The sequence below is a fragment of the Mycobacterium helveticum genome (assembly GCF_007714205.1).
GTDB lineage: Bacteria > Actinomycetota > Actinomycetes > Mycobacteriales > Mycobacteriaceae > Mycobacterium > Mycobacterium helveticum.
This window is the reverse complement of the sequence record NZ_VMQU01000023.1, coordinates 1-26,852: the sequence shown is the minus strand read 5'-3', so window position 1 is coordinate 26,852 and position 26,852 is coordinate 1. Positions and strand designations below refer to the sequence as shown.

23 protein-coding genes are annotated in these 26,852 nt (G+C 69.4%); 9 read left to right on the top strand and 14 right to left on the bottom strand.

The window, feature by feature from the left end; all coding sequences use genetic code 11:
* Positions 1–2: 2 nt before the first annotated feature.
* From FPZ47_RS07710 to FPZ47_RS07690, 5 genes are all read right to left on the bottom strand, one after another.
* Positions 3–860 carry an FAD binding domain-containing protein gene (locus FPZ47_RS07710; RefSeq protein ID WP_144953219.1) on the bottom strand — a complete coding sequence of 286 codons (858 nt, stop codon included), beginning with the start codon at positions 858–860 and terminating at the stop codon, positions 3–5.
* Positions 857–3,079, bottom strand: a complete 2,223-nt coding sequence (locus FPZ47_RS07705) for a xanthine dehydrogenase family protein molybdopterin-binding subunit (RefSeq protein ID WP_144953216.1) — start codon at positions 3,077–3,079, stop codon at positions 857–859. The genes FPZ47_RS07710 and FPZ47_RS07705 overlap by 4 nt, the downstream gene beginning before the upstream one ends.
* A gap of 11 nt (positions 3,080–3,090) precedes the next feature.
* On the bottom strand, positions 3,091–4,134 hold the full coding sequence (locus FPZ47_RS07700) for an amidohydrolase family protein (protein WP_144953213.1): 1,044 nt from the start codon (positions 4,132–4,134) through the stop codon (positions 3,091–3,093).
* Positions 4,135–4,217: 83 nt separating this feature from the next.
* Positions 4,218–4,970 (bottom strand): cutinase family protein, encoded by a 753-nt coding sequence (locus FPZ47_RS07695; protein WP_145039386.1) that lies wholly within the window; start codon positions 4,968–4,970, stop codon positions 4,218–4,220.
* 164 nt (positions 4,971–5,134) lie between these two features.
* Positions 5,135–5,713, bottom strand: coding sequence for a hemerythrin domain-containing protein (locus FPZ47_RS07690; RefSeq protein ID WP_144954006.1), 579 nt, complete (start codon positions 5,711–5,713; stop codon positions 5,135–5,137).
* A gap of 167 nt (positions 5,714–5,880) precedes the next feature.
* On the opposite strand from FPZ47_RS07690, the gene FPZ47_RS07685 reads away from it, so the two are divergent.
* Positions 5,881–6,609, top strand: a complete 729-nt coding sequence (locus FPZ47_RS07685) for a hypothetical protein (RefSeq protein ID WP_144953997.1) — start codon at positions 5,881–5,883, stop codon at positions 6,607–6,609.
* A gap of 104 nt (positions 6,610–6,713) precedes the next feature.
* Here the strand turns inward: FPZ47_RS07685 and ctaD are convergent, their stop codons facing one another.
* Positions 6,714–8,456 carry an aa3-type cytochrome oxidase subunit I gene (ctaD, locus tag FPZ47_RS07680; RefSeq protein ID WP_144953994.1) on the bottom strand — a complete coding sequence of 581 codons (1,743 nt, stop codon included), beginning with the start codon at positions 8,454–8,456 and terminating at the stop codon, positions 6,714–6,716.
* 236 nt (positions 8,457–8,692) lie between these two features.
* Between ctaD and FPZ47_RS07675 the strand changes: the two genes are divergently transcribed.
* A complete protein-coding gene (locus tag FPZ47_RS07675; RefSeq protein ID WP_246133485.1) occupies positions 8,693–9,835 on the top strand; it encodes a DUF4185 domain-containing protein in 1,143 nt (380 codons plus the stop codon).
* A gap of 35 nt (positions 9,836–9,870) precedes the next feature.
* Here the strand turns inward: FPZ47_RS07675 and FPZ47_RS07670 are convergent, their stop codons facing one another.
* Positions 9,871–10,479 carry a TetR/AcrR family transcriptional regulator gene (locus FPZ47_RS07670; RefSeq protein ID WP_144953988.1) on the bottom strand — a complete coding sequence of 203 codons (609 nt, stop codon included), beginning with the start codon at positions 10,477–10,479 and terminating at the stop codon, positions 9,871–9,873.
* A 94-nt stretch (positions 10,480–10,573) separates the two neighbouring features.
* Here FPZ47_RS07670 and FPZ47_RS07665 point away from each other — a divergent pair, with 94 nt between their 5' ends.
* A complete protein-coding gene (locus FPZ47_RS07665; RefSeq protein ID WP_144953985.1) occupies positions 10,574–11,824 on the top strand; it encodes a cytochrome P450 in 1,251 nt (416 codons plus the stop codon).
* A 187-nt stretch (positions 11,825–12,011) separates the two neighbouring features.
* Here FPZ47_RS07665 and FPZ47_RS07660 read toward each other — a convergent pair whose 3' ends face one another.
* From FPZ47_RS07660 to FPZ47_RS07650, 3 genes are read right to left on the bottom strand one after another with little or no spacing between them, the layout of a single operon-like run.
* A complete protein-coding gene (locus FPZ47_RS07660) occupies positions 12,012–13,229 on the bottom strand; it encodes a GNAT family N-acetyltransferase (protein WP_144953982.1) in 1,218 nt (405 codons plus the stop codon).
* 50 nt (positions 13,230–13,279) lie between these two features.
* Positions 13,280–14,491 (bottom strand): acyl-CoA dehydrogenase family protein, encoded by a 1,212-nt coding sequence (locus FPZ47_RS07655; RefSeq protein ID WP_144953979.1) that lies wholly within the window; start codon positions 14,489–14,491, stop codon positions 13,280–13,282.
* A 4-nt stretch (positions 14,492–14,495) separates the two neighbouring features.
* Positions 14,496–15,110 carry a TetR/AcrR family transcriptional regulator gene (locus FPZ47_RS07650; RefSeq protein WP_144953976.1) on the bottom strand — a complete coding sequence of 205 codons (615 nt, stop codon included), beginning with the start codon at positions 15,108–15,110 and terminating at the stop codon, positions 14,496–14,498.
* 238 nt (positions 15,111–15,348) lie between these two features.
* On the opposite strand from FPZ47_RS07650, the gene FPZ47_RS07645 reads away from it, so the two are divergent.
* The 3 genes from FPZ47_RS07645 to FPZ47_RS07635 all read left to right on the top strand — a co-directional run bounded on the left by FPZ47_RS07645 (position 15,349) and on the right by FPZ47_RS07635 (position 18,927).
* A complete protein-coding gene (locus tag FPZ47_RS07645; protein WP_168209387.1) occupies positions 15,349–16,677 on the top strand; it encodes a sensor histidine kinase in 1,329 nt (442 codons plus the stop codon).
* Between the two features lie 25 nt (positions 16,678–16,702).
* Positions 16,703–17,101: a VOC family protein gene (locus FPZ47_RS07640; RefSeq protein WP_144953970.1), complete on the top strand. Its 399-nt coding sequence runs from the start codon at positions 16,703–16,705 to the stop codon at positions 17,099–17,101.
* Between the two features lie 260 nt (positions 17,102–17,361).
* Positions 17,362–18,927: a SulP family inorganic anion transporter gene (locus FPZ47_RS07635; protein ID WP_168209386.1), complete on the top strand. Its 1,566-nt coding sequence runs from the start codon at positions 17,362–17,364 to the stop codon at positions 18,925–18,927.
* Here FPZ47_RS07635 and FPZ47_RS07630 read toward each other — a convergent pair.
* From FPZ47_RS07630 to FPZ47_RS07620, 3 genes are read right to left on the bottom strand one after another with little or no spacing between them, the layout of a single operon-like run.
* Positions 18,922–19,302, bottom strand: coding sequence for a hypothetical protein (locus FPZ47_RS07630; RefSeq protein ID WP_246133484.1), 381 nt, complete (start codon positions 19,300–19,302; stop codon positions 18,922–18,924). The two genes, FPZ47_RS07635 and FPZ47_RS07630, sit on opposite strands and share 6 nt — an antisense overlap.
* A 50-nt stretch (positions 19,303–19,352) precedes the next feature.
* Complete coding sequence (locus tag FPZ47_RS07625) at positions 19,353–20,714, bottom strand: aromatic ring-hydroxylating oxygenase subunit alpha (RefSeq protein ID WP_144953967.1); 1,362 nt, start codon at positions 20,712–20,714, stop codon at positions 19,353–19,355.
* Positions 20,715–20,722: 8 nt separating this feature from the next.
* Complete coding sequence (locus FPZ47_RS07620) at positions 20,723–22,495, bottom strand: N-acyl-D-amino-acid deacylase family protein (RefSeq protein ID WP_144953964.1); 1,773 nt, start codon at positions 22,493–22,495, stop codon at positions 20,723–20,725.
* A 90-nt stretch (positions 22,496–22,585) separates the two neighbouring features.
* On the opposite strand from FPZ47_RS07620, the gene FPZ47_RS07615 reads away from it, so the two are divergent.
* Complete coding sequence (locus FPZ47_RS07615) at positions 22,586–22,966, top strand: hypothetical protein (RefSeq protein ID WP_144953961.1); 381 nt, start codon at positions 22,586–22,588, stop codon at positions 22,964–22,966.
* A gap of 95 nt (positions 22,967–23,061) precedes the next feature.
* Positions 23,062–23,955 (top strand): fructose bisphosphate aldolase, encoded by an 894-nt coding sequence (locus FPZ47_RS07610; protein WP_144953958.1) that lies wholly within the window; start codon positions 23,062–23,064, stop codon positions 23,953–23,955.
* An 18-nt stretch (positions 23,956–23,973) separates the two neighbouring features.
* Here the strand turns inward: FPZ47_RS07610 and FPZ47_RS07605 are convergent, their stop codons facing one another.
* Positions 23,974–25,053, bottom strand: a complete 1,080-nt coding sequence (locus tag FPZ47_RS07605; protein WP_144953955.1) for a DUF190 domain-containing protein — start codon at positions 25,051–25,053, stop codon at positions 23,974–23,976.
* A gap of 256 nt (positions 25,054–25,309) precedes the next feature.
* On the opposite strand from FPZ47_RS07605, the gene eno reads away from it, so the two are divergent.
* The gene (eno, locus tag FPZ47_RS07600; RefSeq protein ID WP_144953952.1) at positions 25,310–26,593 is read left to right on the top strand and encodes a phosphopyruvate hydratase; all 1,284 of its coding nucleotides are present in this window, start codon (positions 25,310–25,312) and stop codon (positions 26,591–26,593) included.
* Positions 26,594–26,852 lie beyond the last annotated feature (259 nt).

The window sequence follows — 26,852 nt, the reverse complement described above, 5'->3', positions numbered from 1 at the left end:
CGTCATGCCCCGTCCCGGGCCTGGGTGAGCGCGCGCCGGGTGAGCACGGCCACGGCGTGACGCTGGTAGGCGATGTCGGCGTAGGGCTGGGGGCCTGGGTCGGCGTCGTCCCGGGCGGCGGCCCGGGCGGCCTCGGCGATGGCGTCGTCGTCGAGCGCCCGGCCGATCAGCGCCGCCTCGGCGGCCGTCGCGCGCACCGGGCGGTCGGCCGCGTTGACCAACCCCACCGACGCGGCCACGACCCGGCCGTCGGCGACGGTGACCGCGGCCAGCGCCGCGAGCTGGGCGAAGCTGGCGCGGGTCCGGCGGTGTTCGACGAAGCCCACGGCGGTGCCGGCCGGCAGCAGCGGCAGGCGCACCTCGGCGAGCAGTTCGTCGGGGCGCCGGGCGGTGCGGAACGGGCCGGTGAAGAATTCGCCCGCCCGCACGACGCGACTCCCGCCCGGGCCGCGCAGCTCGATCTCCGCGTCCAGTGCGGCGGCCAGCGCGGGCCATTCGGCGGCCGGGTGGGCGTAGGCGAGGCTGCCCGCCATGGTGCCGCGGGCGCGGATGGGCGGGTGCGCGATGTGGTGGGCGACCCGTCTCAACAGCACGCCCAGCGGGCCGGGGACCGCGTCGGACTCGAAGGCGCGGTGCCGGACCAGCGGGCCGACCCGAAGGACGGCAGGGTCCAGGGCGATGTCGCCGAAGCCGGCGACGCCGTTGATGTCGACCAGCCGCCGCGGTCGCACGCTGCGGAAGTTCATCTCGAGCACCAGGCTCTGGCCGCCCGCCAGCACGTGGGTCGTGCCGTCGGCGAGCGCGGCCACGACGTCGTCCGGGCTCTGCGCGGCGACGTAGTCGAACTGCGCGGGCTTCACCGGGCGGCGCTCCAGCAGGTGTACGGGGTCAGCGGCATCTGCAGCGCCGACCGGTCGTCGAGGTCGAGCGTGTCGGCGACGGCGTTGACGATCGCCGGGGGCGCCCCGATGCACCCGGCCTCGCCGGCGCCCTTGGCGCCCAGCGGCGTGTTCGGGTTCGGGGTGCACGTCGCCGCGAAGTGCAGTGACGGCAGCTCCGACACCGTGGGGATGAGGTAGTCGAGCAGGCTGCGCGCGGCGGGAGTCCCGTCGGGCGCGTAGCGCACGTGCTCGTAGAGCGCCTGACCGAGGCCCTGCACGGCCGAGCCGTAGCCCTGGCCGTCGACGATCATCGGGTTGACCGCGACGCCGCAGTCGTCGACCGCGACGATCCGCAGCACCGTGACGTCGCCCAGCTCCGGGTCGACCTCCACCACCGCGCCGTAGGCGCCGAACGGGAACGCCTCCGGCGGCGCGGCGGTCACGTCCGCGCGCAGCTGTCCCGCCCCGGCCAGCTCGCCCAGCGTCATCCGTCTGTCCCCGGCGACCAGCTCGCCGCCGCGGTAGCCGACATCATCGACGGGCAGGGCCCACGTCGCGGCCGCCCGCTGCCGGGCGGTTTCGATGAGATCACCGGCCGCCCGGTACAGCGCGGCGCCACCGATCTGCATCGACCGGCTGGCGAACGACCCGGTGCCGTGCGGGACCACGGCGGTGTCGCGTTCGACCAGCCGCACCCGGTCGACGTCCACGTCCAGCACGGCGGCGACGACCTGCGGGAACGACGTCTCGTGGCCCTGGCCGGTGGAGCAGCACCCCGACAGCGCCACGAAGGTGCCGTCCGGGCACGCCTCGACGGCGCCGAATTCCGCACCGACGCCGGAGCGTTCGACATAGGTGCACAGTCCGATGCCAATCGGGGGCCCACCGGTGTGGCGGCGGTGGGCCTGTTCGGCCCGCCAGCCGTCGTAGTCCAGGTCGCGCAGCGCGGCGTCCAGGGCGCCCGCGTAGTCACCGCTGTCGTAGGTGAATCCGGTCGGGGTCGCGTAGGGAAAGTCCTGTGGCGCAATGAAATTGCGCCGCCGCAGGTCGGCCGGATCCATGCCGAGTCGCCGGGCCAGCAGCTCGACGGTCCGCTCGATCGCCGACGCGGCCTCCGGTCTGCCGGCGCCCCGGTACGGGGCGGTCGGCGCGGTGTTGGTGACGACCGAGCGGGCGCGCACGTGCACGCGGGGGATCGCATAGGCGCCGGTGGCGATCATCGCCGAGATCATCGGCACGATCGCGCCGGTGTGCGGGTAGGCGCCCACGTCGGCGTCGATGTGCAGCTCATAGGCCAGGATGCGGCCGTCGGCGTCGGCGGCCATGCGGACCCGCTGGTTCTGGCCGCGCCCGTGCGGGGGACCGGTCAGGGCCTCGGCGCGGTCTTCCGACCACCGCACCGGCCGGCCCAGCCGCCGCGCGGCCGCCGCCACCGCCAGGTACTCGGGCCAGGTCTGGCTTTTCCCGCCGAAAGCCCCGCCCACGTCGGGCACGATGACGCGGACCTGGTCGGGCCGCAGCCCGAACGCGCCGGCCAGGTCGGCGCGCAGCCGGTGGGGCGCCTGGTGCGACGCCCAGACCGTCATTGCGCCGTCGGGGCGGGGGTCCACCAGGATCGCCCTGGCCTCCAGGTAGGTGTGGGCGAGCAACTGCTGGCGGTAGCCGGCCTCGACCACCACGGCCGCGTCGCGCCACACCGACTCCTCGATCGGCTCGCCGAAGTCCCGCTGCAGCGCCACGTTGTCGGAGCCGGGGAACAGCCGCACCGCGCTGCCCGCGGCCTCGGCCGGGTCGAGCAGGACCGGCAGCGGCGCGATGTCGACCCGCGCGGCGTCCCGAGCGTCCTCGGCCAGGTAGCGGTCGGCGGCGACGACGATCGCCAGCGGTTCGCCGACGTAGCGCACCCGCCCGGTGGCCAGGGCCGGCCAGGGGCGCCCGCGCACGGACTCCTGATCCAGCATCGGTGGGGTGTCGGGCAGGGACGGCAGGTCGGCGTGCGACCAGGCGCCGGCCACGTCCGGCAGCCGTCGGGCCGCCGCCAGGTCCACCGCGCGCAGCTCGCCGTGGGCGACGTCGCTGCGGACGAACGCGGCCTCCAGGCAGCCGCGCACGCGCAGGTCCCCGACGTAGGTGCCGGCCCCGCGCACCAGCGGCGGATCCTCGCGGCGCTGCAGGCGGGCACCGATCGTCCGGGCCATCGGCCGTCGGCTCACAGCCCGAGCAGGCGCTCGGCGTTGCGGTGGGCGATCTTCTCCTTGTCGGCGGGGCTGATGGGCATCTGGTCGAGGAACCGCCGGCACGCCTTCATGTTGCCGTAGGGATAGTCGGCCGTGAAGACGATGCGGTCGATGCCGATGGCGTTGACCATGGCCTGATAGGCGTTGAAGGACAGGCTCCACGTGGGGTCCGTCGCACCGGGGTCCTGGCTGTAGAAGTCACCGGCGAGGATGCCGCCGTAGAAGTTCTCCCGAAGGTATTCCTTGACCGTGCGCTCGAGGCCGGTGGCTTCGACGGGGAACGAGTAGTCGGCGCGCCAGCCCATCCAGCTCAGCGCTTCGAAGTGGTGGCCGACGATGACCTGCAGCGTCGGGAACCGGTCGAACACCCCGCCCAGGATCAGTCGCAGGCAATGGATGCCGGTGTCGATGTGCCAGCCGACACCGGCCGTCGACAACCGCGCCGAAATCTTCGGGTCGAAGCCGCCGTAACAGGCATCGATCACCGGCTGCGGCGGCAGGGTGGGGTGCAGATAGATTGGCACGCCGAGGTTTTCGGCGCACTCGAAGACCGGCCAGAAGAACGGGTCGTCGAGGTAGCGCCCGTCGACGTGACCGTTGATCAACGCCCCGACGAAGCCGCGCTCGCGCACGGTGCGATCGAGTTCGGCCGCGGCCGCCTCCGGGGCGCGCATCGGCAGCGTGGCGAAGCCGCGGAACCGGTCGGGATGCTCGCCGACCGCGGCGGCGACGGCGTCGTTGGCCTGCCGGGCCAGCTCCGCCGCCGCCGACGGTTTCAGGGTCTCGGGTCCCGGGACGCTGTGCGAGAGGATCTGCACGTCGATGCCCGCGGCGTCCATGGCCGCGATCCGGCCCGCACCCAGGTCATAGATGCCCGGCGGCCACTCGCCCTGCGGGCCGGCGCCCCCGTAGCCGGCCGCCCGGAGCAGGTCGGTCGCCGAGGTGCTGCCCTGATTGCGGTGTTCCTCCGATATGGCCGGGAGCTTGTAATGCTCCTCGAAGCCGATGACTCTCACGCCGTCTCCTCGCTGTCGGCTTCACCCGCATTACTCAACGCGGACGGGGACCCGTCATTCCGAGGGCGCGCGGCCGCTGGGTGTCAGTTGCCGAAGCCGCCGCCGGCGGTGGCGCCGGCCACCGAGACCGGTCCCTGCGGGTCGGGGGTGCCGTTGATGCGGCTGGCGGCGAAGGCGGCGCCCCTGTCGATCATGCTGACGTCGTCGGTGTAGGTGTTGTGGGCGGCGAAGTTGAGCCCGTCGGAGCACACCGGGTCGTCTTGGACGCAGACCTTGATGGTCTTGGCCTGATACGGCGGGCCGATGGCCAGCGGCGGCTCGCCGAGAAAGTTCATGGCGCGCTCGTTGGGTGTGCCGAACAGGACGACCGAGGAGACGTGGTCGGCGACCTCGGGGCTCAGGGGTTTGGGCGCGGTGGCCGGGTCGATGCCGTCGGGCACCTGCGCGGAGGTGACGAAGCCCATGATGGCGGCGCCCTGGGAGTAGCCGCTGAGCACCATCTTGGTGTTGGGGCATTGCTGGGCCATGGAGAGCACGTGTGCCCCGGCGTCTCTGACGCCGTCGATGCCGGTGTCCCACTGGTCGCTGGCGGGGTAGTTGACCGAGTAGACGTCGAAGGACTTGCCGGCCAGGCGGGGGCGCAGGTCGTCGATGAAGGCCTGCACGGTCGGGCCGGGGCCGGGTTCCTCCCCGGTGCCGCGGGCGGCCACCACTTGAACGTCCGGGCAGCCCTGGGCGGCGGCGAACGGAACGGCGGATGTCAGGACGGAGGTGCCCAGGCCCGCTGCCGCGACGGCGGCCGGACCGAGAAAACGAGCGATGTGACGTGTGATCATGCCGAGATAATCCCCCCCGCCCACGGATCCCAAACCTGCGAGTTCGGCGGCGGCGTGTGGCCGTCGTCGCACGTCGGCGCGCCCACGGGCCGCCGTGCGGGACCCGAGCACGGTGCGGGACGACATCTTCGCCAGCTGAGGCCGGCCGTCGGCCGCCGCCCGGCTCACTTGCCCTTCAGGCTGCCGATGCCGAGCGAATAGTCGGTCCGCCGGGTCCGCCGCGCGGCATTCTGGACGCCCGCGACGTAGCCTTCGGGGTCGCGGTCGACGATCGGCACCCCCTCGGTCGTGGGGTGCTCGGCCACGAACTCGCGGTATTGCCGCCCGAGTGCCTCTCGAAGACCGATCGGGGCGTGGCGGCGGAAATCCGACAGCCCTTCACGTTCCTCCTCGCCCATGTGCTCATCGTTGGCCCGGCGCGCGCTGCCGACCGCCTCCCACCATTCGGCAGATCCGACCTCGGCCGCGTCGGCGGCTCGCACCGCGTCCCGGATGTCGTTGTGATCACCGATCGCGTCCAGCGTCTCGCCTTCCGGGTTGTCGGCGCCCCGCTGCAGCAGCTGGGGGTAGAAGATCTTCTCCTCGATATAGGCGTGCACGTCGAGTTGGTCGGCGAGCGGACGCCAGACCCGCTCGAGCGCGGCGCCGTCGACCTCCGGCTGCGCCTGCAGGAGGTCCAGCTGGGCGAACTGCTCGCGGAACCGTGCGTGGTCGGCGAGGATCAACATGGTGATGTCAGCCATTCCCACCCCGGCTCTCCTGTCCACCCGGACCGTCCCGTTGGCCTCTCGGCCATCGTGGCCCATGCCGGCGGAGGCCGTCAACCCGATCCGTCCCCGGCGTGAAAAGCGTCGTGTCGGAACGCCGCACGACTCTCTCGTCCATAGGATGCTCCCCGGGAGGCGACCCGATGGAGCTTGACTGCATCACCCACCCGCTGAGGCTGGCCCGGGGATCCCACCAGCCGGGGTCGGGCAAAGGCTGCGCCATGAACGTCATCTCGTACATCAACGGTGACGCTCAGGTCACCGACTTCCCGGCCACGTCGGCCCGTCCGCTCGCCTCCTTCGTCCAATTGTGCAACGACTGGCTGGCCGGGCCCGACGGCTACCTGTCCCCGGCCGACGCCGTCCTCGTGCTCGACCTGGGCCGGCTGACGGTGGGCACCGCCGACGTCGCCGACCGTGTCGTCCACACCTGGGTGGTCAAACTGCTGACCAGCCCGCCCTGGGGCGTCATCAGATACGCCAACGGCGTTGCAGCACAAGCCATCACCGACATCGCTGAACTGCACCGCAGCCTGGTGCCCGGCGAGACGCCCCCGATCGCGGCCTGGGACGGCGCCGCCCGCGCCGCCCGGGAGGTGAGCGCGACGATGTTGGCAAGCGCCGAAAAGTATGCCGTCCGCGCCGCGTACCAGTCGACGTCGCTCGTCGACACGAATGACACCGACGCCCTGGATGCCGTCGCCGGCAATGCGCTGCGTGCCCACCGGCTGGCCAACCTGGACGACGAAGCCACCCGGATCGTGGAGGTCACCCGCCACGCGATCCGTTCCTGGCGTCGGCTGGCCGGGTTGAGCGTCGTCAACACCACGCCCAGGTCGGTCGCCGTCCCAACCAAAGTGCCCGCCGCATAGGCCGGTCCGCGGCTCGCCGAGCGGGTGTGCCTCCCTGGCGTCGAGCGAGAATCAGGGGTGGCGAGATCGCCCGGATCGCCACCCTGGGCTCACACCGAAAGCCGTCAGTTCACCGCGGATGACACCCGAGCCGCGTCCGCGGCCTTGGCGTGCGCTTTGCCGCCGCCGACGTAGGACTCGGCGCGCATCCGCTCCACCATGTGCGGGTGGTGCAACTCGAACGCCGGCCGCTCCGAGCGGATCCGGGGCAGTTCGGTGAAGTTGTGCCGCGGCGGCGGGCAGCTGGTGGCCCACTCCAGCGAGTTGCCGTAACCCCACGGGTCGTCGACGGTCACCGGTTCGCCGTAGCGCCAACTCTTGAACACGTTCCACACGAACGGCAGCACCGACACCCCGAGGATGAAGGCCCCGGCGGTCGACACGAAGTTGAGCGTCTGCCACCCGTCGGTGGGCAGGTAGTCGGCATAGCGGCGCGGCATCCCCGAATTACCCAGCCAGTGCTGGACCAGGAAAGTGGTGTGGAAGCCGATCAGCGTCAGCCAGAAATGCAACTTGCCCAGCCGCTCGTCGAGCAGGCGACCCGTCATCTTCGGGAACCAGAAGTAAATCCCGGCATAGGTGGCGAACACGATCGTCCCGAACAGTGTGTAGTGGAAGTGCGCCACCACGAAATAGGTGTCGCTGACGTGGAAGTCGAGCGGCGGGCTGGCCAGCATCACCCCCGTCAGGCCGCCGAGCAGGAAGGTGACCAGGAAGCCGATCGTGAAGAGCATCGGCGTCTCGAAGGTCAACTGGCCCTTCCACATCGTGCCGATCCAGTTGAAGAACTTGATCCCGGTCGGGACGGCGATCAAAAACGTCATGAACGAGAAGAACGGCAGCAGCACCGCGCCGGTGGCGAACATGTGGTGGGCCCACACCGCCACCGACAGCGCGGCGATCGACAGCGTCGCATAGACCAGCGTGGTGTAGCCGAAGATCGGTTTGCGGGAGAACACCGGGATGATCTCGGAAGCGATGCCGAAGAACGGCAGCGCGATGACGTACACCTCCGGATGCCCGAAGAACCAGAACAGGTGCTGGTACAGGATCACCCCGCCGTGGGCGGGGTCGTAGACGTGCGCGCCGAGGCGGCGGTCGGCGGCCAGCCCGAACAGCGCGGCCGTCAGCAGCGGGAAGACCACCAGCACAAGCACACTGGTGATCAGGATGTTCCAGGTGAAGATCGGCAACCGGAACATGGTCATCCCCGGAGCGCGCATGCACACCACGGTCGTGATCATGTTGACCGCACCCAGAATCGTTCCCAGGCCACCGACGCCGATCCCCAGGATCCACAGGTCCCCGCCCGCTCCCGGACTGTGCGCCGCCTGGGACAGCGGCGTGTAGGCGGTCCAACCGAAATCGGCCGCACCGCCGGGAACGATGAACCCGCCCAGCGCGATCAGCGCGCCAAAGACGAACAGCCAGAACGACAGCGCGTTGAGCCGCGGGAAGGCCACGTCGGGCGCACCGATCTGCAGCGGCAGCACCAGGTTGGCGAACCCGAAGACGATCGGGGTCGCATAGAACAACAGCATGGCCGTGCCGTGCATGGTGAACAGCTGGTTGTACTGCTCGTTGGACAGGAACTGCAGCCCGGGCGCCGCCAGTTCCAGGCGCATCAACAACGCCATCAGGCCGCCGATGAAAAAGAAGACGAAGCAGGCGACCATGTACATGATGCCGATCATCTTGTGGTCGGTGGTGCTGATGAGCTTGTAGATGAGGTTGCCCTTGGGGCCGAGCCGCGGTGGAAACGGCCGGCGGGCTTCCAGTCCGGGTACGGGCGGTGCTTCCGCGGTCATCGAGTTCCTCCACAGGATTAACAGGACCAGCATTGGGCAAGGCGCCTCAGTATTCCGAGCCGCGAGCGCGCGGCCCTAGGGCCAAACGTCCCTAAATCAGCGCACTTTGGGCGAGCCGGCCGCGCGGGAAGGAAAGGCTTACCATTCCCGCCATTCCCGCCATTCCCGGCTTTCGGGCTTTCGGGCTTTCGGGCTTTCGGGGTCGGGTGCCCGGCAGGGCTTATCGTGTGACGGTGATGCGTGCGGCGGGGCGACGGGCCGGCCGGCTGCTGGTCGTCCTGCTGATCACCGCGGTTGTGGTGGGTCCGGCCCGGCCCTCCCCGGCGCCGGGTGCGGTGCCGCTGATGTGCCTGGACACCGCGCTGTCGCACTACGCGGACTCCGGTGCCGGCTGGACCGGCGGGGATTCCACCTGGTCGTCGCCGCTTCCCGGAGCGCGGGAACTCTTCGCCTTCTCGGACACGTTCCTCGGCCCCATCGCCGCACCGGTCCGACCGCCCGACGCGGCATTCGTGCACAATTCGTTCGTCGTGCGTGACGCCGCGGGACGCTGGTCCACCATCGTCGGCGGGACCGCCGCTCGCCCCGCGGCGGTGATCGCACCGGCCGATCCCTCCCACTGGTTCTGGCTGGGAGCCGCAACGTATCTCGACGGGGCGCTGCAGGTTCCGGTCACCGAGTGGCGGCCCACCGGCCCGGGTCCGCTGGACTTCGCCTTCATCGCATCCTCGCTGGCCCGCTTCGACGTCCGCGAGCTACGGGCGCCGTCGGTGACGCCGCTGCCGCGATCCCGCGGTATCCAATGGGGCCAGTGGGTGCAGCCGGCCGGCACCTGGAGCTACGTCTACGGCGTGGAGACCGACGGCGACCGCAAGTACCTGCACGTGGCCCGCGTCGCGGGAGGCGATCTGCGCCACCGGTTCTCCTATTGGACCGGTCGGGGCTGGTCGTCGGTGGAGGCGGATTCGTCGCGGGTCACCGACGGCATCGGCGGCGAATTCTCCGTCCACAGGCTGCGCGCCGATGTCTACATGCTCACCACGATGCAGGGCGGCCAGGGATTCAGCGACCGGATCGTCGGCCGGTTCGGTCCTGCGCCGACGGGGCCGTTCGGTCCCGCGACCACGCTGTATGTGACCCCGGAGAGCGGCCGCTCGGGGTCTTATCACGACGCCGATGTCTACACCTACAACGCCCACGTTCATCCCGAGTACTCAACATCAACCGATCTCGTCGTCTCCTACAACGTCAACAGCCTCGACGCGTCACCCGGCGGCGACCTGTACCGCCACGTGAGCATCTACCGTCCCCGGTTCATCGTGGTGTCGTTGCGCGGCTCCAAGGACACGCCCGCCTATCCGGCGCGTCCTTGTCCCTAGCGAGAACTGTTACACTACCGGGTGATTGGCGTGGGCTAGATCGTGGTTGCCGCTCCACTGGCCGCCGCGGCGAGGGTGGCGACGAGGGTGTCCTCGTCGGTGTCGATGTCGCCGTGCAGCCAGGCGACGATGAGGTCGGTGGTCCCGGCGACCAGCGCGCGCGTCGCCAACTTCCGGTCGACGGACGGCTTCGGACGTCCGGTGAAGGGGATGGCGTCGGCCGCCATGCGGTCGGTGAAGTCACGCACCGCACGCTGTTGGTGTTCGCGCAGCCGCGGAAAACCCGGGCACTCCATGTACAGCCGGGCGTCCGCGCGGTCCGACGCCAGGGTGCGCAGCACGGCGCGCAGGGTGCCCTCGACGCGATCGGCGAGCGGGGCGGTGGTCAGCACGTCGTCCATCCGGGCCACCAGCCGCCCGAACAGATCGTCGGCGCAGGCGTCGAGCAAGTCGTCCTTGGTGGCGAATTCGGTGTAGAAATACCGCTTGCTCAGGGCCGCGCGCCGGCACACGAGGTCGACGGTCAGCGGTGCCACGCCGCCGTCGCCGATGAGCGCGCGGGCGGCCTCGATCAGGCGTCCGCGGCGGTCCTGCGCACGCTGTTCGGGGGTGAGCCCGCCGTAGTTGCGGCCCGCGGCAGTCATAATGACATCTTGACGCACGCCCGCGACGCGCCATAATCAGGAACGAATCCGTTCTAGATCATGTGCGACGGCGAACTGCACCCAAGGAGCACCTATGAGCACCCGCATCATGGACGATGCCGCGCGGCTGCTGACCGACCCCGCGGCCTATACCGATGAAAAGCGGCTGCACGAGGCGCTGGCCCACCTGCGCGTCCATGCCCCGGTGTCCTGGGTCGACGTCGAGGGGTACCGGCCGTTCTGGGCGGTGACCAAGCACGCCGACATCATGGACATCGAACGGCAGAACGACTTGTTCACCAACGATCCGCGCCCGTTGCTGATGAACATCGCGCTCGACGAGAGGCTGCGCGCGGATCGGGAGGCCGGTATCGGCCTGCGCACGCTGATCCACATGGACGACCCGCATCACCGGGACATCCGCAAGGTCGGGGCGGACTGGTTCCGCCCGGCGGCCATGCGGGCCTTGAAAATTCGCGTGGACGAGCTGGCCAGGATCTACGTCGACAAGATGGTCGAGAAGGGACCGGAGTGCGACTTCGTCCAGGAGGTCGCGGTCAACTATCCGCTGTATGTGATCCTGTCGCTGCTGGGCCTGCCGGAGTCGGACTTCCCGCGCATGCTCAAGCTCACCCAGGAGATGTTCGGGGGCGAGGACACGGAGTTTCAGCGTGGTGGCACCCCCGAGGACATGCTGGCGGTGCTGCTGGACTTCTTCAACTACTTCGCGGCGCTGACCGCGTCGCGTCGCGAGCATCCGACCGAGGATCTGGCCTCGGCGATCGCCAACGCCACGGTCAACGGGGAACCGTTGTCGGACATGGACACCACGTCGTACTACGTGATCGTGGCCAGCGCGGGGCACGACACGACCAGCGCCGGGATCGCCGGCGGGCTGCTGGCTCTGCTGGAGCATCCCGACGAGCTGGCGCGGCTGCAGAACGACATGAGCCTGATGGGCACCGCGGTCGAGGAGATGATTCGCTGGGTGGTGCCGGTCAAGGAGTTCATGCGCACCGCACAGGCGGACACGGAGGTGCGCGGGGTCGCGATCGCCGAGGGCGAGTCGGTGCTGCTGTCCTATGTTTCGGCGAACCGCGACGAGGACGTGTTCACCGACCCGTTCCGCTTCGACGTCGGCCGGGATCCCAACAAGCACCTGTCGTTCGGCTACGGCGTGCACTTCTGCCTGGGTGCGGCGCTGGCCCGCATGGAGATGAACAGCTTTTTCTCCGAACTGATTCCGCGGGTCAAGACCATCGAGCTGGCCGGGGAGCCCGAGCTCATCGCCACGACGTTCGTCGGTGGCCTCAAGCACCTGCCGATCCGCTACTCACTGAGGTGAGCTCGCCCGGCAGGCCGCCACCCAGCGCGGCCTCCGCGAGCGCGCCGGTCCAGTTACGAGAGCGGTGCGCCGGTGCGCGACGCGCAGGAGGCCCGGGCCTGCTCAATCAGCTTCTGCACGGTCCGGGAGCAAGGAGTGTCGTGGCCGACCCGACGACGATCACGGCCGCGCGCGCCGTGCGCCGTCGCTAGAAGAAGAACCCGGCGTACGGGGCGTCGGGCACCTCGAAGAGCCGGTCGGCCACGGCGACCGCCTCGGGGTCGTCGGCCCGGGCCAGCCCCGCCACGGCGAGGCTGTGCCACGTCGCACCGCCGAGCAGCACCGCGGCCAGCCCCTCGATGCCCACGTGCAACCGGGCGCGCCGGTCGGTGCGTTCGGCCCCCGCGGCGCTCACGGCGAAATGGGCCGAATTGTGCGGCAGGACCAGATCGTTGACGGCGATGATGACGTCGCCGGCGCAGGAGTACCGGCGCGCCGACAGCGCCTTGCCGGAGTCGACCACGCGCAGCCACGTTTCGTCATGCACCGCGGACACCCGCATCGCCCGCCGATCAACAAGCAACCACGGCAGCGGATCGTCGAGGGGCAGCGACCAGAACACCACGCGGTCGATCAGGTCGAGTCCCAGCAGGAAGCGCAGCAGCCCCAGGTAGGCGTCCTCGGTGGGGGCGAAGAAGTCCTCGACCACGATCGTGCGCTGCTCGCTCACGAACCACCTGTCGGTGTCGACGGGGCGGTAGCGGACGAACCCCGTTTCGTGCCCAGGATCGCCGTGCACCGCGACATACCAAGGGGTCGAGGATGATTCGGTGCGCAACCGCACGCTTCGCCACCACACCGCCGGGCGGTCGACGGTTCCGGGCCGGGACGGCCGGTTCGCGGCGCAGATCCGCGGCAGCACATCCCAGGCCGCGGCGCCGTCGAGCAGCCGCACCGGACCGCCGCGCCCGACGCCCGGGCGCAGCGCCGCCCGCGCGGTCGCCACCTCCACGCTCTGCGACGAGCTCGCCACGCCGTAGCCGAACCGCTCGTAGATCGTGGCCTCGGACGCGCGCAACGTGGCCACGACCTCGCCCCGCTCGGCGATGTCGCGCAGCTGATGACCGACCAGGTCGGTGGCTATCCCCCTGCGCGTGACCGACGGCAGCACCCCGATGTGCGTCACGGCGGCATGGCCCACGACCGTCCCGCCGGGCAGTGTCAGGCCGCTCGTCGCGGCGTCGGCGGTGCCGACCAGCTCCCCGTCGACGAACGCCCCGATGGTGCGGCCGGGCTCGAGCAGTTCGGTGATCCGGCCGGGCGGCAGGTCCGGTAGCGGCGGCAGGCCCACCATCGAGGCGCGGAACACGTTGGCCGCGGCGATCAGGTCGTCTTCGTCGTCGAGTACGCGGATGTCGGTGGTCACCCGGCCATCATGTCTGGTGCCCGGCGTTAGATCACCATGGGGCGCGGTGGCTACCGGATGGACAGCCCCGTCAGCGCCCGCGAGATGACCAGGCGCTGAATCTCGCTGGTTCCCTCGAAGATCGTGAAGATCTTCGCGTCGCGGTGCATCCGCTCGACGGGGTAGTCGCGGGTGTAGCCGTTGCCGCCGAGGATCTGGATGGCCTCGTCGGTGACATAGACGGCGGTCTCGCTGGCCACCAGCTTGGCCATCGAGCCCTCGGCCGAATCGAAGTCCTGGTTGTTGTTTGCCATCCAACCGGCCCGCCACACCAGTAGTCGCGCCGCGTCGATGCGGCTCTTCATGTCGGCCAGCTTGAAAGCCACCGCCTGGAATTCGCCGATCTTCCGGCCGAATTGCTCACGCTGGCAGGCGTATTCGAGCGCGTACTCATAGGCGGCCCGGGCCACGCCGACGGCCATCGCGCCGACGCCCGGCCGGGTGCGTTCGAACGTCTTCATCGCCGCCTGCCCGCCCGCGGACCCACCGGACTTGACCCGGGCGATGCGCTCCTCGAACTTCGCCCGGCCGCCCAGGATGGCGTCCTCGGGCAGACGGACGTCGTCGAGCACCACCTCCGCGGTGTGCGACGCGCGGATTCCGTGCTTCTTGAATTTCTGCCCCTGCGAAAGGCCTTGGGTGTCCGGCGGGATCAGGAAGGTCGCCTGGCCGCGGGTGCCGAGCTCGGGATAGACCGATGCCACCACGATGTGCACGTTGGCGATACCGCCATTGGTCGCCCAGGTCTTGGTGCCGTTGAGCACCCACTCGCGGGATGCCTCGTCGTACCGGGCGCGGGTGCGGATGCCGCCGACGTCGGAGCCCGCGTCGGGCTCCGACGAGCAGAACGCGCCGAGCTTGGGTTCTTCGGGGGTGCCGAACATCTCGGGCAGCCAGCGGCCCAGCTGTTCAGGAGTTCCGTTGCCGGCCAGCGCCGCCGCGGCCAGCGCGGTACCCATGAAGGACAACGCGATACCGGCATCGCCCCAGAACGTCTCCTCGAACGCGATGAGCATGCCCAGCCCCGACGGCTCGGTCGCCTGCTGCACGAAAAAGTCCGACGAGTAGAGCCCCACCTTGGCGGCCTCCTGGATCACCGGCCACGGGGTTTCCTCGCGCTCGTCCCATTCGGCCGCCGCGGGGCGGATCACTTCGGCGGCGAACTGGTGCACCCAGTCGCGCATCTCGATCACGTCGTCGCTGAGTTGCAGTGAAAAAGCCACGGTTCTACTCCTGAATCTCACGGTATCGGTATTGGGTGATGACGCTGACCGTCTGGCCGACCCACGCCTCGAAGTAACGCTGTGCATCGATGTTTCCGGGCAGGCGACCGGTCAGCGCCTGCAACGTCGCGGCATAGGACAACGACCCGATCGCCACGGCCGCGGCCGCCTCGGGATCGGGAATGCGGGTGCGCCCGGCTCGGTTGGACGCCACCAGTTCGTCGGCGAACCGCTGGTAGGTGTTGTCGGTGATGACCTGCCAGGTCTTCTCGTCGAGGTCGCCGAGTTCGTCGGGTTCGCGCAGCATGACCTTGAGCAGGTCCTCGCTCTGGCGCAGGTTGTCCCAGATCAGCCGGCCGGCGATGCGCACCGCCGCCTCGACGCCGCCCGGCTCCCCGGCGTCGTACTGCTCGCGCGCGGCGACGATCCGGTCGATGCGGTGCGCGACTGCGGCCTCGAGCAGTTCGCGCTTGGACCCGAAATGCTTGTAGAGCGCCCCGGACCCCGGTGCCAGGCCGGATGCCCGCTGGATGTCGGCCACCGACGTCGCCGCGTATCCCTTGGCCGCGAAGAGTTTCAGCGCCTCGGCCAGCAGGCGGTCCCGCCCGGAGAGGGCCATGGTGAGAGAGTAATCACTCACTGCGCGGCGCCGCAAACGGTGGCGGTGAGACGCCCGTCACCGGGCCGCCCGTACGTCGGGAACCGGTCGACGCGCGGGTGAACCATAATTGGCTCATGATTGGCACCCCGCTGCGGCGCGACCCTCGGCTCGCCGGCCGGATTCCCGACCCGGGCCCGGCGGTGTGGGCCCGATAATGGAGCAGGATTCTCGCATGCTGCGGCATCTGCAGCTGCCGATGCGGGTGCTGTCCCTGCGCACCATCGTCGTCATCGCGCAACTCGGGGTGATCACGTTCGCCGTCGCCCTGGCCGCGTGGGTATGGATCGGCGTCACCAACGACCAGTACAGCCAGCTCGACCGGCGGCTGGATTCGGTCAGCAGCCTCGGCGACATCAACACGCTGCTCAACAACGCCCAGCTCAGCAGCCCCGACCGGCCGACGCCGGACGGCAACCTGGTCCGCACCGCGCGCATCGGCGGCGTGACCGTCTCCGTGCCCAGCGCCATCGTCCTGCCCAAGCTGCCCAACGGCTATGCGAACACCACCATCAACGGCGTGCAGTACCGCGTCCGCACCTTCACCGCGGGGCCGGCCACGATCTCGCTCGCGGCCCCGTTGGCCGAGGCGCAGCGTCGCATCAATGCACTGCACCTGCGCGTGATGCTGATCTGCGCCAGCGTGATCGTCGGCACCGTGCTCGTCGGCTGGGTGATCTCGCTGATCATGGTCAACCCGTTCCTGTTGCTGGCCCAGCAGGCCCGCGCCATCAACGCCCAGTCCAGCCCGGACGAGGTCCAGGTCCGCGGCGTGCGGGAGGCCGTGGAGATCGCCGAGGCCGTCGAGGGGATGCTGGCCCGCATCGGCAACGAGCAGCAACGCACCAGGGCGGCGCTGGAATCGGCTCGCGACTTCGCCGCCGTCGCCTCGCACGAGCTGCGGACCCCGCTGACCGCCATGCGCACGAACCTGGAGGTGTTGTCCACCCTCGAGCTGGCGCCCGAGCAGCGCCACGAGGTGATCAGCGACGTCATCCGAACCCAGCGCCGCATCGAATCGACGCTGACGGCACTCGAACGGCTGGCCCAGGGGGAACTCACCACCGTCGACGATTTCGTGCCGTTCGACATCACCGAACTGTTGGACCGGGCCGCCCACGACGCGCTGCGCGTCTACCCCGACGTCGAGGTGTCGCTGGTGCCCTCGCCCACCGTGCTGATGGTGGGCCTGCCCACCGGGCTGCGGCTGGTGATCGACAACGCCATCGCCAACGCCGTCAAGCACGGCGGCGCCACCGAGATCCAGCTCAATGTCGCCAGTTCCGCCGAGGGTGTGCAGATCGCGATCGACGACGACGGCACCGGGGTCCCGGAACACGAACGCACCGCGGTCTTCGCGCGCTTCTCCCGCGGCTCGACGGCGTCGCGCTCGGGCTCGGGATTGGGGCTCGCGCTGGTGGCGCAACAGGCCGAATTGCACGGCGGCGAGGCCTCCCTGCACGCCAGCCCGCTGGGCGGGACGCGGCTGCTGCTGAAGCTCGCCGGAGACGGGCGCGGCCCCGCCTGACGCGGCGCCGTTGGATACTGAGCCGATGCTGGGTCACCTGGGCGTCAACGTGCCTGATCTGCTCGCCGCCAGGCGCTACTACGGCGCGCTGCTGCCCCTTGTCGGCTTCGAGCCGTTCTTCGACGCCGCCGACGAATTCTCCTACCGGCCGGCCGACGGTAAACCGGGCACTTACCTGTTCTTCTACCCGGCCACCCAGCCCGGGGAGTATTCGCCGCAGCGAACGGGCTTGCAGCACTTGGCGTTCAGCGTGCCGCGCCGGTCATCGGTGCGCGCCGTGCACGACCACGTCACCGCGATCGGGGCCACCGTGATCGAACATTTCCGGGACTTTCCGCAGTACCCCGGCCATTACTACGCGACCTTCTGGGATGACCCGTTCGGCCTCAAACTCGAGGCCGTGTGCCACCACGACCGCGACTGAGCGGTACCGGCGACGGCATCGCCGGGGCGGCGCCGAAGATTTGGATTCAATATGGGCCCGGCTTGCCGGGTTGACCAGGCCCGGCCCCCCACCTAACCTAACTTCGAGCGTAGGAGCCGGGCCCGCCCGGACGACGGCGTTCGGATGTTTAATCGCTTGGGCTCCAATGGATTACACGGGTGTCACCGGCCGCGGCACGCGGCGGGCACCGCAGCACCGCCAGGACACGACCCAGGGAGGGGTCGATGCAGCGCACCGGGATGCTCCACGGCGCGGGCGTCGAGTCGGCGCCGCCGTCACGTACCGACCGGCTGCGCGCGGTGGTCCGCCACGACCTCCCGGCCTCGTTGGTCGTCTTCCTGGTGGCACTTCCGTTGTCGCTGGGGATCGCGATCGCCTCGGGTGCACCGGTGCTCGCCGGCCTGACCGCCGCGATCGTCGGGGGGATCGTGGCAGGCTTTCTCGGCGGATCGCCGTTGCAGGTCAGTGGTCCCGCCGCCGGCCTGACCGTCGTCGTCGCCGACCTTATATCCGAATTTGGCTGGGGTATAACCTGTTTGATCACCGCGGCCGCCGGTGCTCTGCAGGTGCTGTTGGGGCTCAGTCGCGTCGCGCGGGCCGCGCTGGCGATTTCGCCCGTCGTCGTCCACGCCATGTTGGCCGGCATCGGCATCACCATCGCCATGCAGCAGATGCATGTGCTGCTCGGTGGTAGGTCCAAGAGCACGGCCTGGCAGAACGTCGTCGGCCTGCCGGGCCAGATCATCGACGCGCACCGGCCCGGCGTCCTCCTCGGGGTGCTGGTGATCGCCGCCCTGGTCGGCTGGCACCGGGCGCCGGCCGGCCTGCGCCGCGTCCCGGGCCCGCTGGTCGCCATCGTCGCGGTGACGGTCATCTCGGTCGTCTTCCCGTTCCAGGTGTCCCGGATCCGGCTGGAGGGATCGGTGCTGGACGCGATCCGACTGCCCGAACTGCCCGACGGCAACTGGGGCGCGGTCGCGATGGGCGTGCTCACCGTCGCTCTCGTCACCAGCGTTCAGAGCCTGCTCACCGCGGTGTCGATCGACCGGATGCACAGCGGGCCCCGCACCGACTTCGACCGCGAACTGATCGGCTTGGGCGTGGCCAACGTCGCGGCGGGTGCGATCGGCGGGCTGCCGGTCAGCGGTGTCATCGTCCGCAGCGCGGCCAACGTCAACGCCGGCGCGAAGACACGCGCCTCGACGATCATGCACGGGTTCTGGATACTGCTGTTCACCATCCCGTTCGCGGGGCTTGTCGAAGAGATTCCCACGGCCGCGCTGGCCGGCCTGCTCATCGTGGTCGGCGCCCAGTTGCTCAAGCCCGCCCACATCGAAACGGCGCTGCGCAACGGGGACCTCGCGGTGTACGTGGTGACCACCGTCAGCGTCGTCTTCCTCAATCTCCTGCACGGCGTCATGATCGGACTCGCGCTGGCCATTGCCCTGACCGGCTGGCGGGTGATCCGGGCCAGGATCGAGGCCGCTCCGGTGGGTGACGAATGGCACGTGGTCGTCGAGGGCGCATGCACGTTCCTGGCGCTGCCGCGGCTGACCCGCGTGCTCGCCTCCGTGCCGCAACGGAGCACGGTCACCGTCAGTGTGCTGGCCGACTATATCGATCATGTTGCGCAGCAGGCGATCAGCGACTGGCAGCGTCAGCACCGCAGCACCGGCGGGACGGTGCACATCGATGGCGACACCGCGGCGGGCGTGCCGGCGGCCGCGCGGTCGGAGGCGAACCGCCGCAGGGCCCGGCTCACGCTAGTTGCGCGCCAGGGCCGTGCCCGCGGGGCGGCGTTATAGCGGGGTCGCCTGTTGGGCCAGGTTCAGCAGCAGGTAAGCAACGCACAGCAGGAAGTGCAGGACCACGAGAATCAGTCCGGCAAGCAGCAACGAGCGGGAGCCACGGCGCTTCAGCCGCTTGATCCTGGCGGCGCGTGTCGCCCGGTTCATCTCGAGCGCGATCAAAGCGAAATGGACGTCCGTCACCTCGTCGGCAGCGACGGGCAGCCCGGCCGTCATCGCCCGAAGACGCCCCGGCGCGGTCCGGACGCCGACGCTCGCGAATTGCTGAGACAGCCGCCGCGCCCGGACCCGGCCCAGCGACCGATACCGCATCTGGAGTTGATGCGAAAGGTGCTGGCGTTCGTCGCCCCAGCGGTTCGACGGGGTCGTCACAGCCGGAAGTCTAGTGTGTCACGGACCACTTTTCCGAGTGTCTGCGCCGATTACGTTGGCGGAGTTTCGTCGGCCGTACCGCAACGCATGCATTCGGACTCGGGTAGGTCGAGGTAGCGCTCGAGGTTTCGGTGCATGTTGATCACGCGTCGCTCCTCGCCGGACAGCACCAGATGGGTGAAGCCCGGCTGACGCATGCCCCGTTGCACGCCGGGGAGCACCCGAATGTCCTGCGTCAGAACCACACCCGGCTCAGCCGTCCCAGCCGTCACGCGGACATCCGCCGGCGTGGTGCGCGGCGCACCCGGTGCCATCCGCGTCATCAAGAACATCACGAGCTCGCCCTTGTCGGGATCGGAGGCGGCGTCGCGTCGCGGTCGCGAGCACATGACGGTCAGGTGGTCCGCGTTGGTCAGGAACGTCATGTTGGGAAACACGTTGTACTGGTGCAGTCGGGTGATCCGGTCGGTGTCGGCCCAGCCGAGGTCGACCCCGCGTCCCGCGGCGAACGACCGCGTTCGCGCCGCGATCAGGTCCGCGACCGTCTGCCCCGGCCGGCGCTCGTCGGCGGGAAACGGCGTGCCCTCGGCCGCGCCCATCAGCGCACCCTGGGTGTAGACGTAGGCGTCCCACACCTCCTCGTCGCTCAGTGCGCCGTCAAGGCGCGGGCTCGGCACGCCGTAGGGTTGGTCGGACTTGCCGGTGTGGCCCCAGATGCGTTGCGGCGCATGGACGTCGTCGACACAGCGCAGCAGTTCCGGGTGCAGCGTCGCAACGTGGTACGTCTCGCTGTAGCCGTCGGCGATCGTCTTCCAGTTGGCGTCCACCTCGACGGTCAGCGTGGCATAGCAGCGGAAGTCGCCGAGCCCGCACCAGGCGATGTCGTCGGGCACCCCCTCCAGGTAGTCGGCCAGCGGCATCGCGTCGGGGTCGAGGTTGACGAAGACAAGCCCCGCCCAGGCCTCGACCCGAACGGGAACCAGCGGGAAATCCGGCATCCGCAGCACGCCGAAGCCCTTGCGGCCGGGCACCCGTTTGAGCGTCCCGGCCAGGTCCCAGGTCCAGCCGTGGTAGCCGCACTTGATCTCGCGCAGCCCCTGCCCGGAGCCCGCGCACAGCGCGTTGCCGCGATGGCGGCAGGCGTTCTGGAAGGCGCGCAACCCGCCGTCGTCCCCGCGCACGATCAGCACTGCGTAGGGGCCGCAGCGGTACTCGAAGTAGTCGCCCGGCTCGGCAACGTGGTCCACCGTGCAGGCGAGCTGCCACACCTTCGGCCACATGCGTTCGGCCTCGAGGGCGGCGAACCGCGGCGAGTAGTACCGCTCGGCGGGCACCAGCGTCGGACATGGCGGCGGGATGCCGATCGCGTCCTCGTCGTGGCTGCGGGCCGGGGTGCCGGCGGCCAGGCTCACCGCGGCCCTTAACGCGCCCCGCGGACCAGGCGGCCGGGACGGGCGCCGGTGTCGACGTCGTTGCGGCGGGTCACCGTCCCGCTGACGATGGTCGCGGCGTAGCCGCTGGCGCCCTGCAGGATCCGGTTGCCACCGGCGGGCAGGTCGAAGGCCATCGCTGCGGGATGCAGCGTCAAGGCGTCCATGTCGATGACATTGATGTCGGCCTTCTTGCCGGGCTCGATCGTGCCGCGGTCGGTGAGACCGAACAGGTGCGCGGTGTCGCGGGACTGTTTGCGGATGACGTACTCCAGCGACAGCTTCTCGCCGCGGCGACGGTCCCGCGCCCAATGCGTCAGCAGGAACGTGGGGTAGGAGGCATCGCAGATCATTCCGCAGTGGGCGCCGCCGTCGGACAGCCCCAGTACCCCGGCGGGGTGCATCAGCATCTCGCGGATCGCGTCGCAGTTGCCGTCGGCGTAGTTGAACAGCGGCAGCATCAGCATGGCGGTCGCGTCCGACTCGAGCATGAGGTCGTACAGCGTCGACAGCGGGTCCTCGCCGCGCGCCTCGGCGATCGCGGCGACGGTGCGGTCCGGGGTGGGCTCGTAATCGGGCGGGTTGCCCAGCGCGTACAGCCGTCCCAGGGAATGCTGCACCAGGGCGAACATCCCGTCGAACAGCAGGGTGGGGTCGAGCGGCAGGTCGTCCTCGGACAGGATGGCCGCCTTCACGGCGGGGTCAGCGAGGCGCTCCGCGAGTTCCTCGCGGCCGCACTCGGCCTTCAGCCGGCGGTAGGTGGGCCGGTGGCTGAAGCCGTGATGCCCCTGGAAGCCGATCATCATGCCGAACGGGCGCGCGGCGACCTGGGGGTAGAGCCGGGCGCCCGCCGCGTGGGCGTCCGCGGAGAGGTCCAGCATCTCGCGCCACAGCTTCGGGTCGGCGTCCACCTGGATCAGGGCGAACGACACCGGCCGGTCGATCTCGCCGCTCAACCGGCGCATCCACTCCAGCTCCTTCTTCGGGCCGACGATGTCCTCTCCCGCCGCGCCCTGCGGCGCCAGCTCGAACACCGCCTGCCCGCCGGCCGCCATGGCGCGACCGAGGCCGAACAGCTCCTCCTCGGCGGCGAATGTGCCCGGCACGGGTTCGCCGTCCATCGCGCGGTGGCCCAGGGTCCGCGACGTGGAGAACCCGAGCGCGCCGGCCTCGACCGCCTCGGTGACCAGCCGGCCCATCGCCGCGATGTCGTCCGGGGTGGCCGGCTCGTTGCGGGCGCCGCGCTCGCCCATCGCGTAGGCGCGGACGGCGCCGTGGGCGACCTGGCTGCCCACGTCGATCGCGAAGCGTTGCTTGCCGATGGCATCGAGGTACTCGGGATAGCTCTCCCAACCCCAGGTGATGCCCTCGGTCAGCGCGGTGCCGGGGATGTCCTCGACCCCCTCCATCAACTCGATCAGCCATTGCTCGCGGCCGGGCCGGACCGGGGCGAAGCCCACGCCGCAGTTTCCGGTGACCACGGTGGTCACGCCGTGGCCGCTCGACGGCTCGAGCGAGCTGTCCCAGCTCACCTGGCCGTCGTAGTGGGTGTGGATGTCGACGAAGCCGGGAGCCACCACACGACCCGTCGCGTCGATGGTCTCGGCCGCCTCGGCGGTCTGTAAGCCGCCCGTCTCAGGGTCGTCGGCCCCGCGGCGCACGACGTCGAGGATCTTGCCGTCCTTGATCCCGATGTCCGCGCGATAGCGCTGCGCGCCGGTGCCGTCCACGACGGTGCCACCGATGATTTTCAGGTCGAACACGAGGGCTTCTCCTTGTCGTCGTGCGATATTACGCGACGCGACGTAGCGTAACTACAGACGATATTCCCGGCGGCAGGCCGAGTCAATGGATTGTCATCCCAGTACCCGGCCGGGCCGGCGCACCCGCTGACCCACTCGTGGCGACAAGCCAAGGGGCGCAACGAAATCGCCCGGTGCGACGGCGGCTACACCGATGCCCGCGGCGCGGCGACGCTCTCCGGGTCCTCCAGCGCCGCGACGCAGACCTTCCAAGGCGATGTCGTCGGCCCGCATCTCCCCATTCCCGCGGTGATCGGGGGGCGACGTAGGCGCTGCCGAAGCCCCTACGGCCTCATGCGCCTCGAAATGCTGTGGATGCAACCGATCGGCAGCAACAGCCGTCCCGCGGCGCCGCACATCGACGCCATGCTGGGGCACCACGAAGGCGGTCAGCGGTATCAGGCCCGGCAGGTGCTGACGCCCACACCGTGACCGGGCTGTTTCCGACGTCCACCGACCCGAATATGATCGGGCAAGGCTCAAGCTGCGCAACGGTCACAGGGGACCACGAGGGAGTGGAGAGTTCCATGCCGAACGACAAGCAAGCGGACCGGATGACCTCGGGTAAGGGGTTCATCGCGGCGCTCGACCAAAGCGGTGGATCGACCCCCAAGGCGCTGCGCCAATACGGCATCTCCGAAGACGCGTACTCCTCCGAGAAGGAGATGTTCGACCTCATCCATCAGATGCGGTCCCGGATCATCACCTCCCCGGCCTTCACGGGCGATCGGGTCTTGGCGGCGATCCTGTTCGAGCAGACCATGGACCGCGACATCGAGGGCAAACCGTCGACCACCTACCTGTGGGAGACCAAGGGCGTGGTGCCCATCCTCAAGATCGACAAGGGGCTGGCCGAGGCTTGCGACGGCGTTCAGCTGATGAAGCCGATGCCCGGTCTGGACGCGTTGCTGGAGCGCGCCGCGAGCAAGGGCGTCTTCGGCACCAAGGAGCGGTCGGTGATCGGCGGCGCCAACGCGGACGGCATCGCCGCGGTGGTCGCCCAGCAGTTCGAGGTGGGCCACCAGGTGCTCGGCCACGGCCTGGTGCCGATCCTGGAACCCGAGGTCACCATCTCCATCCCGGACAAGGCGGAGGCGGAGGCGATCCTGCGCGACGAGATCACCCGGCACCTCGACACCGTGCCCGACGGGCAGCGCGTGATGATCAAGCTGAGCCTGCCCAGCGAGGTCAACTACTACCGGCCGCTGATCGAACATCCGAAGGTGATGCGGGTGGTGGCCCTGTCCGGCGGCTACTCCCGCGAGGAGGCCAACGAGCTGCTCGCCAAGAACACGGGCCTGATCGCCAGCTTCAGTCGTGCGCTGACCGAGGGCCTTTCGGTCGACCAGACCGACGAGCAGTTCGACGCCACGCTGGACAAGGCGATCCAGTCGATCTATGACGCCTCGGTCGCCGGCTGAGGCGCCCGAGCCGACGGCTCAGTAGCGGTGGTCGGCCATCGGCGGCCGGCCCGGACTGCTGTCGCGCTCGTCGGAGACCAACGCGGGCACCATTTCACTGGTCACCAGCCCGTCTTCCCGGGTCAGTTCGTCGACCACCTCGAACGATTCGGCGATGTTGGCCGGGGTGTCGATGATGGTGGTGACGACGGGGACGCGACGGCCCAGGGTGAGCACCTTGTCGCCGTGCGGCGGGTGATTGCCGTGAAAGCCCCAGATACCGCGCAAAACCGTCGCGCCATCGGGCGTTTTGCGCCGCCACAGCCGCTGCACCAGCGCGCGGTGAATCGGCACGCCGCCGCGGCGCGCCGATTCGGAGGTGTACACCGACAGCTTCTGCCACAGCGGCAGACCGTGCTCGTCGGCTTTCGGCAGGGGGTGCGGCGGTTCCAGTAGCGCCCCGTCCCGCTTGCATACCCGAACCCGCTCCAGCGTGATCATCGGCTGTTCGAGCAGGCCGCCGAGCTCGGGCAGCACGCGGCCGACGAGCTCGCCGGACCCCACCACCACGACCATCATGGGCACGTCGGCGTTGACGGCGAAAAAGCGCGCGCGCCGCCGTTGCCCGTGCGCGACGCCGTCGACGCCCAGGAACACGGAGGCGCCGGCGATGTGCCGCCGGTGCATCAGGTCGCAGATCGCGATGTAGGCGGGAACTCCGTAGACGCGCTCCTTGCGGCCCAGGTAGATCGTCAATTTGACGGCCTCGTGGAGCCCGTCGGCAAGTTCGAGCGCCCCGATTTCCCCGCGCAGCAGCCGCGCACGTTCGAGGGTGACCAGCCCGCGTTGTTGGACGGCGAGCACCTCGTCGAGCAGTCCTTCGATGACCGGCCTGCTGTCCACCGCCGTGATCAGCACGGGCGGGTCCTCCGAGAGGGTCAGGGACTGATCGGAGCGGTAGTGGCGGCCCGTCCCGAAACCGCCGACGCCGCGCAAAAGGACGCTGCTGGCGACGCGGTGTTCTTGGTAGAGACCGAGCAGCACATCGGAGACGAAACCCTTGTCCGTCCGCCGGCGCTCGGCCAGATACGTGCTGAGCTTCAGACACTCTTCATCCACGACGACTCCTAAGGCTCTGCTATGCAACAGTTTTCGATACCGTCACCAACATGCCCGCCTGTCCCCGCCCAAGTGTCCCATGACCTTGCGGATATCTTACCCGCGGCGGGCCTATGCGATAGGCTGCTAACTGGCCATGGCGGTGGGGCTCGCCATAATCGTCCGTCACACATCGGCGGCCAACGGTCCCTGCGACTCATGTATCGATACCGGACTGACCAACATGGAAATCCCAATGTGACGCGGAGGACGCAACGTGACGATCCAATTTTCGTCGGTATCTGCAATCGAGATCCTCGATTCTCGCGGCCGCCCCACGCTGGCCGTGTCGGCAACGCTGGGGGATGGTAGCCGGCTTCGCTCGGGCGTACCCGCTGGTGCGTCGACCGGCAGCCGCGAGGCCGTCGAGTTGCGCGACGGTGACACGCGCTACGACGGTATGGGTGTGCGCCGCGCCGTGGCATACGTCAACGGGCCGATAGCGGAGTCGTTGACCAGTCGCCCGTTCACCGCTCTGGAGGACGTCGATTCGGCGCTGCGGCAGCTCGATGGCACACCCGATAAGTCTCGATTGGGTGCCAATGCGATTGTCGGCGTCTCCATGGTTGCTGCCCGGGCGTTCGCGCGCCAGTCCGGACGACCGCTGTGGCAGTGGCTGACTCCCGCCGGTGTGCAGGCGCGGCTGCCGGTGCCGCACTTCAACGTGGTCAATGGTGGAGCCCACGCGCGCAATCCCCTGGATTTCCAGGAGTTCATGATCGCACCGATCGGGGCGCCGTCCTTGCCGGAGGCGGTCCGCGCCGGCGCCGAGGTATACGCCAGGTTGCGGTCGGTGTTGGCCGAGCGCAACCTGGCGACCGGGTTAGGCGACGAGGGTGGCTTCGCGCCTGAGATCGGCTGTCCGGAAGATGTTTTGGCCCTTCTCGTGCAGGCGATCGGTGACGCCGGCTATGTCACCGGGACCACGGGCGTCGCCATCGCGCTGGACCCCGCGGCCAACGGCTTCCACCGGGACGGCTTTTACCGGGTCAACGGCGAAACTCTGTCCAGCGACGACCTCATCGAGCGTTACACCAATATTGTTCAGAAGTTTCCGGTCTGGAGTATCGAAGACGGGATGGACGAACACGACACGGCGGGTTGGCGAAAGCTGACCGAGAAGCTGGGTGACAGAGTCCAACTGGTCGGGGACGACAATCTGGTGACCAATCCCGACCTGATCGCTTCGGCGGTCCGCGCCGGCATCGGCAACGCCGCCCTGATCAAGGTCAACCAGATCGGTACCGTTTCGGAAACCCTTGAGGCACTGGCCGTGTGCCGGGAGGCGGGCTACGGCGCGATGATTTCGCACCGATCAGGGGAAACCACCGATTCCTTCATCGCGGATCTCGCCGTCGCGGCGGGTTGTGGCCAGATCAAATCGGGCGCCCCTGCACGCGGAGAACGCGTCGCCAAGTACAACCGCCTGCTGGAGATAACGGCGAGCGTGTCCGACCTGCCGTTCGGGTTGCCCATGGCGCATCGTCCGGATCCGCGCTGACCCGGGTCGCTGCGTATCACGTCGCGTAGGCTATCCGTACTTGTTTTTTCGAAAGTGCTTGTTGTTCAGCGTATTTATGTGTCCGACACGTGAGGCACGTGGAAGGGTGTGTAGCCCGGCTATGTCAGTGCCTCAGTGCCCTGCGCCGCTTCGGCAACAGGCTCTATAGCAGTGGAAAATCTGGCTCTATTGCCATGAATGTGGATGACCTCATGTGTGGTATGGGAGCTCGAGGGTGACCGGCCCGCAGACGAGCATG